Source organism: uncultured Methanobrevibacter sp. (genome assembly GCF_937881195.1).
GTDB lineage: Archaea > Methanobacteriota > Methanobacteria > Methanobacteriales > Methanobacteriaceae > Methanobinarius.
This window is the reverse complement of the sequence record NZ_CALGFC010000046.1, coordinates 1-13,901: the sequence shown is the minus strand read 5'-3', so window position 1 is coordinate 13,901 and position 13,901 is coordinate 1. Positions and strand designations below refer to the sequence as shown.

At 26.2% G+C, this 13,901-nt stretch carries 15 protein-coding genes; 10 read left to right on the top strand and 5 right to left on the bottom strand.

From position 1 onward, the window contains the following. Nucleotide 1 precedes the first annotated feature (1 nt). From Q0087_RS06780 to Q0087_RS06770, 3 genes are all read left to right on the top strand, one after another. Nucleotides 2-643 carry a hypothetical protein gene (locus tag Q0087_RS06780; protein ID WP_297898922.1) on the top strand — a complete coding sequence of 214 codons (642 nt, stop codon included), beginning with the start codon at nt 2-4 and terminating at the stop codon, nt 641-643. Between the two features lie 71 nt (nt 644-714). Continuing rightward, nucleotides 715-852, top strand: a complete 138-nt coding sequence (locus tag Q0087_RS06775; protein ID WP_297898921.1) for a hypothetical protein — start codon at nt 715-717, stop codon at nt 850-852. Nucleotides 853-1,261: 409 nt separating this feature from the next. Beyond that, nucleotides 1,262-2,605: an adenylyltransferase/cytidyltransferase family protein gene (locus Q0087_RS06770; protein ID WP_297898920.1), complete on the top strand. Its 1,344-nt coding sequence runs from the start codon at nt 1,262-1,264 to the stop codon at nt 2,603-2,605. Between the two features lie 27 nt (nt 2,606-2,632). Here the strand turns inward: Q0087_RS06770 and Q0087_RS06765 are convergent, their stop codons facing one another. The 4 genes from Q0087_RS06765 to Q0087_RS06750 all read right to left on the bottom strand — a co-directional run bounded on the left by Q0087_RS06765 (nt 2,633) and on the right by Q0087_RS06750 (nt 5,941). After that, the gene (locus tag Q0087_RS06765) at nt 2,633-3,496 is read right to left on the bottom strand and encodes an NAD(P)-binding domain-containing protein (protein ID WP_297898919.1); all 864 of its coding nucleotides are present in this window, start codon (nt 3,494-3,496) and stop codon (nt 2,633-2,635) included. Between the two features lie 205 nt (nt 3,497-3,701). Next, a complete protein-coding gene (locus Q0087_RS06760) occupies nt 3,702-4,562 on the bottom strand; it encodes a DUF89 domain-containing protein (protein ID WP_297898918.1) in 861 nt (286 codons plus the stop codon). A 22-nt stretch (nt 4,563-4,584) separates the two neighbouring features. Next, the gene (locus Q0087_RS06755) at nt 4,585-4,788 is read right to left on the bottom strand and encodes a MoaD/ThiS family protein (protein WP_297898916.1); all 204 of its coding nucleotides are present in this window, start codon (nt 4,786-4,788) and stop codon (nt 4,585-4,587) included. A gap of 229 nt (nt 4,789-5,017) precedes the next feature. Continuing rightward, nucleotides 5,018-5,941 carry a TIGR00269 family protein gene (locus Q0087_RS06750; protein ID WP_297898915.1) on the bottom strand — a complete coding sequence of 308 codons (924 nt, stop codon included), beginning with the start codon at nt 5,939-5,941 and terminating at the stop codon, nt 5,018-5,020. A gap of 348 nt (nt 5,942-6,289) precedes the next feature. On the opposite strand from Q0087_RS06750, the gene Q0087_RS06745 reads away from it, so the two are divergent. Beyond that, complete coding sequence (locus Q0087_RS06745; RefSeq protein ID WP_297898914.1) at nt 6,290-6,829, top strand: hypothetical protein; 540 nt, start codon at nt 6,290-6,292, stop codon at nt 6,827-6,829. Between the two features lie 139 nt (nt 6,830-6,968). On the opposite strand, the gene Q0087_RS06740 is transcribed toward Q0087_RS06745, so the two are convergent. After that, a complete protein-coding gene (locus tag Q0087_RS06740) occupies nt 6,969-8,588 on the bottom strand; it encodes a dihydropteroate synthase-like protein (RefSeq protein ID WP_297898913.1) in 1,620 nt (539 codons plus the stop codon). Between the two features lie 723 nt (nt 8,589-9,311). Here Q0087_RS06740 and porC point away from each other — a divergent pair. From porC to Q0087_RS06710, 6 genes are all read left to right on the top strand, one after another. Next, a complete protein-coding gene (porC, locus tag Q0087_RS06735) occupies nt 9,312-9,842 on the top strand; it encodes a pyruvate synthase subunit PorC (protein WP_297898912.1) in 531 nt (176 codons plus the stop codon). A 439-nt stretch (nt 9,843-10,281) separates the two neighbouring features. Continuing rightward, nucleotides 10,282-10,524, top strand: coding sequence for a pyruvate synthase subunit PorD (gene porD, locus Q0087_RS06730; protein ID WP_297898911.1), 243 nt, complete (start codon nt 10,282-10,284; stop codon nt 10,522-10,524). Between the two features lie 119 nt (nt 10,525-10,643). Beyond that, nucleotides 10,644-11,786: a pyruvate synthase subunit PorA gene (porA, locus tag Q0087_RS06725; protein WP_297898910.1), complete on the top strand. Its 1,143-nt coding sequence runs from the start codon at nt 10,644-10,646 to the stop codon at nt 11,784-11,786. 71 nt (nt 11,787-11,857) lie between these two features. After that, entirely contained in the window at nt 11,858-12,727 is an 870-nt protein-coding gene (porB, locus tag Q0087_RS06720) for a pyruvate synthase subunit PorB (RefSeq protein WP_297898909.1), read from the top strand. 21 nt (nt 12,728-12,748) lie between these two features. Further along, entirely contained in the window at nt 12,749-13,249 is a 501-nt protein-coding gene (locus Q0087_RS06715) for a 4Fe-4S dicluster domain-containing protein (RefSeq protein ID WP_297898908.1), read from the top strand. A gap of 32 nt (nt 13,250-13,281) precedes the next feature. After that, nucleotides 13,282-13,710 carry a 4Fe-4S dicluster domain-containing protein gene (locus tag Q0087_RS06710; RefSeq protein WP_297898907.1) on the top strand — a complete coding sequence of 143 codons (429 nt, stop codon included), beginning with the start codon at nt 13,282-13,284 and terminating at the stop codon, nt 13,708-13,710. Nucleotides 13,711-13,901 lie beyond the last annotated feature (191 nt).

Below are 13,901 nucleotides of genomic sequence, written 5' to 3'. Positions count from 1 at the left end.
TATGAGCTTTATATTATTAATAATAATTTGGTCATTAATTTATTCAATAGTTTTTTTAGCACTTTTTATTTTTTTAAAAAGAGGTTTATGGAAGTTTTTTGATAAAATCGTGCCATTTTCTGTTTTGCGTGAAAATCATGATGATTCAATACATATAGATAATTTGACTTTTCAAGGGCAGTGTTTTTGGCTTTTTATTTTATCTTGTATATTGGGATTTTCAATATTCTTTTTCCCTAATCCTAATCATTGGGTAGGTATTGGACTTTTTTTAATGTTTTTCATTCCAGGATTAATTCTTTTGTTAAGAATGCGTATATTTAATGATAATAATGTGTTATCAGAAACTGGGTTAGGTTATGATCCTTTAAAATCTTGGATATTTTCTTTTTTTTGTGGATCATTAGGTTTCACTTATGGTTTTTTTGGACTAGGGTTAATTAACACTCCAATATATATTCCCCTCATTTTGATTATATTAGCTTTTATTTCATGTATTATTCCTATGTTTCCAGATCATATTAATAAATTTTTATCTTATGATATAAGGTCTGAAAAAGGTATTTCTTTTATGAATAGACTAACATTTACTATAGTTTTCATTCAAATCATGATTATAATGCCTATTATATTAATTTTTTAGTAATATATGATGTAAAAAATAAAAAATTTATTAATATTTAGTATAAAGTGATTGATTATTTGAGGTGTTAAATGTCAAAAGTTTTTGTTGGAATAATTATTTTGGGGATGATTATAATTATTAAACATTTATTTTTACCAAAAAGTGTTTTTTCATTTGTTATAAGTTTATCTGCTGCTTTGATACTTGGATTTTGGATTATAAGTTAATTATTTTTATTACAAATATTATAAAAAGTAGTAGATTAACATAATACTAAAGAATAGTATGATTATGAGACTTTTGTAAATATTTTTTAATATGCTTATTTTTATTTTTATGAGTTTTATTATAATTTTAAATAATATCTTCTTAGTATATAAAATTATTAATCGATTCGCTATGTATAATAGATGACTAACTTTAGTATTATTTAATTAAATGCTATACTATACTAAAATAGTTTTTTCACATCAATTAACAACATCCCATCATTTTACTATTTCAAAACAATTTTTATAATCATATAATTTAATATAAATAAAAACAATATTTATAAAAAAGAGAAAAGATTCATATAATTAGTAATAAAAATAAACAATAATTTAATAAAAAAACATATAAAAAGTACACATATGTGTGTTTGTTATGATTGGAATAAGTGCAGATTTTGACCCAGTACATTTAGGACATGTGAAATTAATAGAAAAAGGAAGAGAGATAGGTGAAGAAACTGGAGATAAAGTAGTAGTATACTTGAACAAGGGATATAGCGCAAACCATGCCCCATTTTTTACTCCTTTTGAAGCAAGAAAAGATATGGCATTAGCTGCAGGGGCAGATAAGGTAGTTGGAATTGAAGGACTTCACCATAGATTAACTCTAGCATATAGCGTACCCATAAGGATAGCTATGATGATTGAAGATGGAGTTGTGGATTATGTGGATGCTGCTAATGTATCCACCCCAAAAATAGTTAAATATGCTCAAAAATTTGTGAAACAAGGCATATTTGTGGGAATCCCTAGAAATCTTCCAAACCGTAATGTTATAAGATGGTTTGCAGTTAATGAATTTTTAAAAAATAAATATGGAAGAAATATGAATTTTCATATTATTCCTGAAATGACATTTAATGGAAAAATATCTGGAAGAGAAATTAGAAAATCAATTATTGAAAATGAAATGGAAATACCAGAAGAAACAAAAGAACTTCTTCCAAAAACAACGGTTAAGATTCTTCAAAGAGAAATAAAAAAAGGTACTGTTCCAGAGAATAGAAATTGGGAAATTATAAAAAAAAGAATGAATACATATTCTAGACCTAACTTAATGAATATTTCTTACTTAAATGGAAATGCAATAAATGAGATAATAAAAGGAAGAGTTTATAGAGATGAAGAATCCATATGGGCAACTTTTAGAAGAGCTGGTTATGGGCCAGTTTTAACTCGTTTAGCCATTAGTGCAATTGAAGAGAAAGTTACAAGGGAAGAAGTTGTAAAATTAATGAAAAGCTATGAAGAAAAGAGAGTTATACCTAAAGAGCAAAGTGTTGATAAAGTGATTGAAAGGTCATTTTATGTTGCAAATAACTGTGAAAAAGGAGAATTAGCAAGTAAAGCTAATGAAAAATTTAGAAGTGATCCCAATATTAAAATAGACAATGTCCCCTTATTTATTGATGCTGGTTTATATCTTACAAAATTTGAAACAAAGATACTTAAAAGAAACTTGAATGGAAATCCAAAAGAAAAAAAAGAATCAAACGAAATAATTCCACAAATTTATATTAATAAAGATGGAAAATTATCTTGTGAAATAAGAGTTGAGAATAAAAAGATAAAAACAAATCTAAGATTACATAGCAAAGACGTTACTTATATAAGATATATACTTGATTCACAATTCATCCCTGTTTCAGCAAAAATAATGCATAAGAAAGAAGGTTTTAGAATAAGAATTTTCATACATAATAAATAAAAATTGAAAAGGTATTAAATTTATTTACTAAATATTATCTATTTCTTTAAATTTATTTTTTGTAGCTTCTATCATTAGATAATTTTTAAAATTATTAGAATTTCTAGTATTATTATGATTTTTAGTATCATTAGAACTTTTAATATTATTAGAACTTTCATTATTGATAGAATTTTGCATATCTTCTAAAAAATTCAAAATTTCACTCATTTCTTCATATTTTCTCTTATGAGAATTTTTTAAACTATTAATTCTAGATTTAGCTTGAATTTCAAAATTATCTCCTTCAGTAATAGATAAAACTTCAAAAAACTCATCAGACATTGATAAACTTTCTGAAATTTTAAAAGCTTCATAAGTAATAGCTGTTAATGATTTAGTATAAATGCTCCTAATCATTTTTATATATGAAGCATCAACAACATTATGGCTTAAAACATTAATATTGAATCCATAAGTGTTTAAGATAGATAATTTATTAGAATTTTGTCCAGAAACATAAATTACTGATTTTTCAGAAGAAATTTTTCCAATGATAACTCCTTTAACAAAGCTTGAATTTATATCTGTTTGATTTTTAAAATTATTTTCTATCTCTAAAGTTGTTTTTGGAGAAATATTATTTAAATCTAAAAAAATCCCATCAACTAAAGTCCCATATTTTTTAGATACCTCTAAAGATTCATAAGGAGATGTTGCAGAAATTAAAATATCTGATGATAAAGCCACTTCTTCAAAATTATTAACTACATTTATTCCTAAATCATTAGCTAATTTTCTAGTCTTTTTACTGCGATCTTTTAAAGAGGTTATCACATCAACATTATTATCTAAAAGTTTTTTTGAAATTGTTGAAGCTACCTCCCCAAATCCAATAAACCCAATTTGCAATTTAACACCCAATTAATTTTTCATATTATATAAAGATACTCAATAATTTTAAAATTAAAATTTTATTTTCAAAATTTAGAAAAACACTAAATTAATCTCTTATTTTAAACATTAATTCAATAAATTTGCTTGGTTTATAAATATATCATAAAATTACATAGTTTTATTATTATAATAAGTTTAAATTTCTCTTTAGCTATTTTTATCATAATTTAATTAATACATTGTCCTTTTCTTCAAGACCAATATCTTTAGCTATTGCACTACATTTTACACAAAGCAGAGAAAAAACATCTTTATTTTTAAGATCAATTTCAGTTAGTCCTTCATAATTTCCAAGACCCTTAGCTATTATAAAATCATGAGAGTCAAAAATTTCTTTAAATTTATCAGAAGCTTCTTCATAAACTATTCCAATTGAATCAGTCCCGATAGTTGTCAGATTAGCAATTTTATCTAAACCAATGTTAGTTGCATCTTCCAGGCAAGCATCATTAAGAATGGGTTTTTCTTTAAGAGCAACAGTAACTTCCAAGTCAAATTCTTTCAATTTTTCAATAAGCAACTTATCAAAAACAATTTCTCCAGTATTATCTGCTAAATAAAGTATACTATTATGTTTAGATATAGATTTTTTAAGTTCATTAATGTCATTAATAGCTAATTCTTTTTTTAAATTTGAAAAAATAAGTTTTTGAGGATTAAAATCAAGACCCAATGCACCAAAATCTAATATATTGCCTACAATAGCAATTTTAATATAATTTTCAAGATTTTCATCTTCTTCTAAAAGTCTTTCAACTAGTGGAAGAAATTCAAGAGCTATCTTATTTCCCTCAGCTTTTTCTTTAAAATAAGGGTCTTCACAATTAGTTTTATCCTTAATAATTCTATGTATAGCAGATCCCAGTTTATTTGAAGATGCTCCTTTTTTATATTTTTCAGATAATAAATTAATTATATCTTTCATTAAATCAAGTTTTATTTCATCATCATCAGTTGCCAAGTCCATTGCATCTTTAGCTTGGCGAAGAAAGCAAGCTCCACACTCATAGTAGACTTTCATTATAATTCCCCTATTATTATTTTTATCCACCATAAATAATTTTTATTAGTTGAATTTCATCACCATCATTAATTTTTTCATCTTCTATAACAATATCTCCATTTTTTTTAGCTACAATTGTTTCAGATGAAAGATCCATTTCATTTAAAATATCTTTTATAGAAGTTTCTTCATTTTTAAGATTTTTAACTTCATTTTTATTACCGAATATAAGTTTAAAATTCATTTAATATAATCTCCTTAATTAATATAATCTCCTTAATATAATACAAATAATAGGAAATTATGATAAAACATATTTAAAAAATAATTTAAAGCATATAAAAATCCAACATATAAAAATCCAACATATAACATTATAATTAATATATAATATAATTTATAATTAATATATGATATAATTTATAATTAATATAATTATATAACTATAATTAATAACTAAATAAAAAAAATAACTAATTTTTATTTAATTCATTTAAAAACGTACATGCCCGACAAATTTCATTTGAAGATGGTTCACCACAAATAAAACAAGTATTAGAAGCAAAATTACCTTTATTTTCTTTTTTTAAAGCTTCTTTAATTTTATCAAAGCCTCTTAATGTTGAATACATTATAGTAGGATGTTCTTTAGATAAATTTTTAAGTATTTCTCCAATTTCTCCCCTAAATGATTCTTGAGAATAAGGGCAACCTGCCAAATGAATTTCTAAATCTTTTGCTAAAGCATATAAACCTATTTCTTTTTCTGGAATTTCCCTGAGAGGTTTTATTTTTGGAGTGAATAATGGACTTTTTGATTCTGTTTTAGGACCTATTTTAGTTAGATTATCCACATTTCCTTCAAGATAATTCATTAAAATTGCTTGAGTTTCATCATCAAGATTATGGCCCGTTGCGATTTTAGTAGCAGAAAAATCTCTTGCAGCCCTATTAATTATCCAACGACGAAAAACGCCACAATAAGTACATGAACCTCTATGATTAGGTATTTTCATCATATCATCGAGAGTAATATTGAATGAATCTTTAAATGAAACTACCTTATGCTCTATTCCAAGTCTTTCAGCATGGCGAATAGCTATCTCAACACCTTCATTACGGTATCCTTCTATACCTTCATCAACAGTTACAGCACATATATCAATTATGTTGCGTTTCCTAAATGTATCTAAAATATCCAGAAGAGTTACACTATCTTTACCTCCAGAAAGAGCAACTAAAACTTTATCTCCTTTTTCAAGAAGTTTTTCTTTTTTTATAGTTTTTATTGCTTTTCTCCTAATACTCTCAATAAAACATTCTTTACAGAGTGATTGTCCAGATTGTTTTCTATTTATAATTACTTTTGGATTTCCACATTTTGTACATATTGCCATTTTATTTCACTACATTTTTTAATAAAAATAAACAAGAGACTATAATTAACATATAATAAAATATTTCTACAAAAACCTAAATATAAATCTAAAAAAATATAAATATACAAATAATTTGTAAAAAAGTCTAAAAATATAAAAATATTTTGTATAAAAATCTAAATATACAAACAATTTATAAAAAAATATGAAATACATAAATACTCTATGAAAACATTCTCATATTTATATTATAGATATATTTTATAGTAAATATATTTTATATAATAAATATATTTTAGATTAAATTTATAATAAATATATCTATATAAAAATAAATGAAAAATTAATTTATAAAGGGAAGGTAAAATGAATAAAAAAAACATGGCTATAATAGGAATAATAATTATGATTATTTTGATAGCAGGAGCTTATTTCATTTTTAATAACCAAAACAATGAAAAAATTGATAAAAATCTCAATAATAACCAATCTTTTGAGATTTCAGGCGAAAAGATTGCAATAAATGGTTTAACAACAATGATTACAAATAAGTATACTAATGGAACAATTAATACTAGCTCTGGAATTGAAACATATGGGAAATATAACGATGGAAGCATTTATGTCACAGTTTACGATAATTCTGCACAAGGAGAAAAGGTTTATAATGGAGATATAGATTATTTCGCTTATGGAATAGCTAATGAAGATAACAATCCTCAAAGAGAAAATATAACTATAGGAAATCACAGTATTTTATATGTTACACAACATTCTGATACAAGAGGAGATTATAGGTTAGCTTTCTTTGAAGTTAATGGTAAAAAAGTTCTTATTGAATGGTTAGGTAATGAGATAACTCCAGATATTGAGAATATAATTTATGGTTTTTATAAATTAAATTAATATAAATTAAATTAAAATTCTAAAAATTTTCTTTTTTATCTTTTTAGAGTGATATCAAATTTAAAAAAGTGATATCAAATTGAGAAAAGTAATATCAAATTTAAAATAAAAAAAATATTATTGATAATTTAGATTATAATTAATTTATATCAATCGGCCTTTTAAACAAATCAAAATCTTGAACATATCTTTTTCCAGTAATTATTGAAATTTCTGCTTTTTGAAGCTCTGCACCCAAATAAGCAGCATGTTCAAGCCGTGTGACAATACCTTGTCTAAATAATTCATCAGATATTTCTTTTCCATTTTTTCCCTCAATTGTTAAATAGGGAACAGTTTTTTTAAAATGAGTTACAATTATTTTACTATTTTTAGGATCAATTGCATGCTCAACTTTGATTTTAAAACTTCCTCCAGGGTCAAGAACAAAGTGATTAGATTCATTAGCATTCTTTAGAGGAACATCAAAATCAGAATTTTCATAATCTTCATAAATATCTTTTATTTTCTTTTTATCTTTATATAATATAAGATTTATACCGAGATCTTTAGGAATAGAGCCCCTATTTTTGGCTAAAAACATCATTTTACTAGCAATAGCCAACTCATGAACACTTCCCCAAGTTTTTCCACTTTCTTCTGGAGTAAAAAGAATACTAGCCCCTAATTCCATAGCTATTCCTGAAAGTAACGCATTAACTCCTGTTGAATCAGTGTCCATAAGTTCATTCACATTTCCAACTCCAAAAAACATAGGAACATTATTATTTTTATAATACTCCCTACATGCCAAAATTGAATCAACAACACTACTACTATTGACAGGATCTAAAATTAAATCAGCAATTATTTGAACCCCTTCAGAATTACAAATATTTGATAAATCCCTCATTGCATTAACCCTTTGATTTACTGTATGGGGAACTTTTCCTTCAGCAAAATTTGTAGGTAATGCAACAGCAGGAACATTATAGTTCTTTAATAAAGGCAGTAATTCTTTGTAGTTACCTAAATCAATACTAAGAACTAAATCAATACCATTTTTAATAGCAACAGCTATTTCTTTAGGGTTTAAAGTATCGATACTTAAAGCTTTTTCACCAACAATAGGCCTAAGAGTTTTTATCATTTCTGGAATTTTATCAGAAAAATCCTCCCCTGCTACCATTCCAATGTCAATCATATCTGCACCATTAATTAAAAAGTATTCACATTTTCTAATAAGTTCTTCTTTTGTTAGAATTGGTGCATTAGCTATTTCAGCTAAAACTCTCATAGGAAAATCTTCACCAACAGGCAAATTCCCTACAAGTATATTTTTAGGTTTCTTAAGCAAAGTTTCTATATTTTTAGTATTTGATTCAAAATCACTTATTAATTGGAAAGCTTTTTTTCTTTTTTCTTCTTCTATTAGTTTATCTGCTGGTTTAGAAGTTGAAAGTTTCAGATTATCAATCAAATCCAAAATCATGTCAAGATCTGCACAATCTGTTGGTCCTTTAAATGTTGGAATGTTTAAATAGCTAGCTATTTCGTCAGTTGATTTCCTCATGAGACCAGGAGTAATAATTAAATTAATAGAACCATTAGCTATTTCTTTAGGATAATTATTTTTAATTTCTTTAATAATCATCCTTGGAGTTAAAAATGCAGCTACCTGAGAATCAGCTAGGTGAACCATAACATCTTGATTTGATTTTGAAGCAATCTTTTCAACCAATGGAAAAGCTAAGTTTCCAGTTACAATAAGTATTGTCATAAAATCCCTAAATTTAATTCAATAATTATAATCAATTAAACGCATAATCAATTACCTAAAAAATATCTATTAACTATGCCCATAGATGAGAAATATCTATTATAATATATTATAGATAAAAGATATTTATTAAATATATTATATATAAAAAATATTTATTAATAAATATAAATAATTTTTAAAAATTATAATTATAATAACTATACCTAAATATACATAGATTATAATAAATACGATTAATATTCCATAAAAAATTATATAATATATTTAATTATAATATTATATCTTTAATATAATATATCTTTGATTTTTAATATGTTTAACTTTATTTTATTAATATAATTAATTATTAATTTTATTAAATTTATCTAATTCTTGATTTTATTTAATTATTAATCTTTAATTAATAATTTGAAAAATTTATTTATAAATATTATTAATATCCATAAATATGATAAGTTTTCTCAAAATATTAAATCATTACAACATTAAATCAAATTAAGTATGTGAAATAATATACTGAAATAATATAATAAAAAACATTGAAATATATATATTATTCATATATTTTAAAATGATTAATATATTACAATATAATGTAATATTAATTAAGATAATGATAATATCTAATTTTAAATAATAAGCATTAATTTTATAACATTGTAAAAGTTTATATATCTTGTAATTTATAATGATTATACATGATGAATGGAGGAAATTTGAATGATTGAAATTCGTTTTCACGGCCGTGGAGGACAAGGTGCCGTTACCGCAGCAGAGATATTAGCGAAAGCTGCATTCGAAGATGGGAAATATTCACAAGCATTTCCGTTCTTTGGAGTAGAAAGACGGGGCGCTCCTGTTATGGCATTTACTAGAATTGATGATAAACCTATACAGATAAGATATCAAGTTCAAAATCCTGATTATGTTATTGTCCTTGATGATGGATTATTAGACGTTGTAGACGTCTTTTCTGGAATAAAAAATGATAGTGAAATTATTATCAATACAAATAAAGAAGAAAAATTAGAAAAAAATAAGGACAAAGAAATTTACAATATTGATGCAACAGGAATTGCTCTAGAAAACTTAGGAGTTCCTATTGTGAATACTATTATGTTAGGATCATTTGCAAAAAAAAGTGGTGAAGTGTCCCTTGATTCAATTATAAAAGTAATAAATGAAACTTTCCCTGGGAAACTTGGAGATAAAAATTCAAAGGCTGCTAAAATTGCTTATGAACAAATTTGATAAATACTACAAATATAGCTAAATTTAGTATGAGAATTAAAATACTACAATACTTTAATTTTTAAATATTTAAAATTTTATATCTAAAATTTTATAATAATAATTTAATTTTATAAGATTATTTACAATAACATGTTTACAATATTAATAAGAAAAATTTTGGAATATTTCTTTATAAAAAATGGAATATTTCTTTATAAAGAATAAATATACAATAAAATATTTATTCAAGCTTCTTATTCAAAAATATTTATTCATAATATTTTTGGAATGTTAAAATAAACTAAAAATATGTAAAATAATAAAAATATCTAAATTTATTGTTATAACTAAAAAAAGATTATTAAAATTCAAAAAGATTATTAAAATCATATTTATAAGACTCAAATTGAAAGGTCAAATATTATAAAAAATTTAATTTTAAACATAAGGTGATTAGATGGATTCTGTTGGAGGGGCAGTACGAACCCCTGGAAGTACTCGAAATAACAAAACAGGAAGTTGGAGAACATTTAAACCTATTCTTGATAAAGAAAAGTGTATTGATTGCGATAATTGTATTATGTTCTGCCCAGAAGGGTGCATAAACAAAGAACACGATATAGATTATGATTATTGTAAAGGCTGTGGCATATGTGAAGTAGAATGCCCAGTGAAAGCAATAAAAATGGAAAGAGAATAGATACTTGTTGAAAAAAAATCAAAAATCATATTATTAAAAATCATATTGTTTGGAAATAATTATTTCAAAATAATAATCTAAAAGTAATGGTTTGAAAATTTAAAATAGGAGAATTATTAATGACAAAAAAAGTTATGACAGCTAATAGAGCAGTTTCTGAAGCTGTAAAATTAGCCAAACCAAAAGTTATTCCTGTTTACCCTATCACCCCACAAACATCAATTTCAGAATATCTTGCTCAATTTGTAGCTGATGGCGATATTGACGCAGAATATATCCGAGTTGAATCAGAACATAGTGCAATTAGTGCAGCTGTTGGGGCATGTGGAACAGGAGTAAGAGTCTTTACAGCGACTTCTTCCCAAGGATTAATGTTAATGCATGAAATATTATTTGCAGCAGCAGGAATGAGGATGCCGATAGTTATGGCTGATGCAAATAGAGCAATATCTGCACCATTAAGTATTTGGAATGACCAACAAGATTCAATAGCACAGAGAGATGCTGGTTGGATGCAAATATATGCTGAAAATGGACAAGATGCACTTGACTCTATTCTTATGGCATACAAGACATCCGAAAATAATAAAGTATTATTACCTTCAATGGTGTGTTTAGATGGATTTATATTAACCCATACTGTAGAACCTGTTGAAATTCCTAGCCAAGAACAAGTTGATAGATTCCTCCCAGAATATAAACCAGAACATGCATTTTTAGATCCAGAATCACCAATGTCACTTGGGACATTGACTGATCCAGATTATTATATGGAAGCAAGATATCAAGTAGAAGAAGCAATGGAAAATTCTATAGATGTCATAAAACAAACAAATAAAGAATTTGAAGAAATATTTGGAAGAAAGTACGATTTAACTGAAGAATACAAATGTGAAGATGCTGAAATTATAATAATAGCTATGGGATCAATTTGCAGTACAGTTAGAGTTTGTGTTGACGATATGAGAGATCGTGGTGAAAAAGTCGGACTTCTAAAAATAAGGGTTTACAGGCCGTTTCCAAAGGAAGAAATACAAAAAGCTGTCCAAAATGCTAAAAAAGTTGCAGTACTCGATAAAAATATTTCTTTCGGTGTTGGTGGAGCATTATATAATGATATTAAAGCAAAAGTTGATGTTGAAGCATATGATTTCATTATAGGGCTTGGAGGACGAGACATAACACCAAATTATATCGAAGAAGTAGTTGAAAAAACTAAAAATCCTGAAAAAGATGTTAATTGGATTGGATTGAAAAAATAAAAGCAACTTGAAAAATAATATTTGATGATATTAATAATAAAAGCATATAAGACTAATAGGAGAGATATTACATGAAATTACCTGAAGAAGAACTTTTAGCACCAGGACATAGAGGTTGTGCTGGTTGTGGAGCTACCGTTGGAGTAAGGTTAGCTTTAAAGGCATTGGGTAGAAACACTGTTGCTATTTCAGCTACTGGTTGTTTAGAAGTTATTACAACCCCTTTCCCAGAAACTGCATGGGAAATACCTTGGATACATGTAGCATTTGAAAATGCAGGTGCTGTTGCATCTGGTGTTCAAAGTGCACTTAAAGCCCAAGGAAAAACAGATGTCAATGTAGTTGCTTTTGGTGGTGATGGAGGAACTGCAGATATTGGTATGCAAGCATTATCTGGAGCTATGGAAAGAGGGCATAACCTCATATACATTTGTTATGATAACGAGGCTTATATGAATACTGGAATTCAAAGAAGTGCATCAACCCCTTATGGCGCTTCTACTACAACTTCACCACATGGAAAAGATAGTTTTGGTGAAGATAGGCCTAAGAAGAATATGCCCCTCATTATGGCAGCTCATGGAGTGCCATATGTAGCTACAGCTTCAATTTCATACCCAGAAGATTTTATGAGAAAAGTTAAGAAAGCATCTGAAATCGATGGCCCTGCTTATATACACCTTAATCAACCATGTACAACTGGATGGGGATACAGCCCTTCAAAAACTATCGAACTTGGAAGATTAGCTGTTGAAACAGGATCTTGGGCATTATATGAAATTGAGAATGGTGAATTCAAATTAACATATAAACCACAAGATAGAAAACCTATAAATGAATTTTTAAATGCACAAAAAAGATTTAAACATCTTTCAGATGAAGAAAAAGAAAAAATTCAAGAATATGTTGATAATCAATGTGCAGAATTAGGAATAAAATAAAGAGATACTGGAGGACTAAAGTTGGAAAAAATATTAGTACAACCAGATCTATGTAATGGTTGTTTAGACTGTGAAAACGCTTGTTGCGGACTTTATGGAACTTCCAGAATAAACATTAGAGAAATTGATGGTACTTATTACCCAATAATTTGTCAACAATGTGAAGATGCTCCTTGTAAAGCAATATGTCCTACAGAAGCCATTATAGGTAAAGGAATTCAAGAAGATAAATGTATAGCTTGTGGACTCTGTATGATGGTATGTCCATTTGGAGCAGTAAGTGTGGAAGATAGTAAAGCCCAAAAGTGTAATCAATGCGAAAATAGAGAAGATGGACCTGCTTGTATTAAAGCATGTTCTAAAAGAGCTATTTCATTAATAGACATTGATAAAATAAAAGCTCAAAAACAAAAAGAACACTTATCAAAGCTAGCTGGAACATCAAAAAGACAGAAAAAATCAAATAGTGTTATAAGTATATTAACTAGTAATTCCAGATCCAGTAAAGCATTTAAAGATTAAATAATAATGATAATTTATGAAAAGGTGCTAAAATGAGTGAGTTAGTTTCAAACCCTGAACTCTGTGTAAGTTGTTCAAAATGTGAAAGAAATTGTCCAATGAATTCAATCAGAGTTAATGATGGAGTACCGCTATTTTGTATGCATTGTACACCTGAAAAAGCCCCATGTTTAAATATATGCCCAGAAGGAGCTATAGAAGAACTTGGTGGTGCAATAGTTATTAATGGAGAAAAATGTATTGGATGTGGAATGTGCAGAGATGTTTGTCCAATTGGTGCAATTTCAATGGATGAAATTGGTCAAGCAAAAAAATGTGATCTCTGTGTAAATGAAGATACCCAACAATGTATTGAATCATGCCCAACAAATGCACTTAGCAATGATTCATCAGATATAGTTTCCCAAAAACAAAACAAAATAGCTAGTGAACTTAAAAGACTAAAAGGAGTTATAAAATAATAAATTCCAATAGATTTTAACTTACTATTTTTTCTATTTTTATTAGTTATTATTTTTTTATTTTATTATTTTATTATTTTATTATTTTTAATAATTATATAAATAATCTTAGTTTATTTTTAATTTAGAATTTTTAACTAATTCTACTAATTCTACTAATTCTACTAATTCTACTAATTCTACTAATTCTA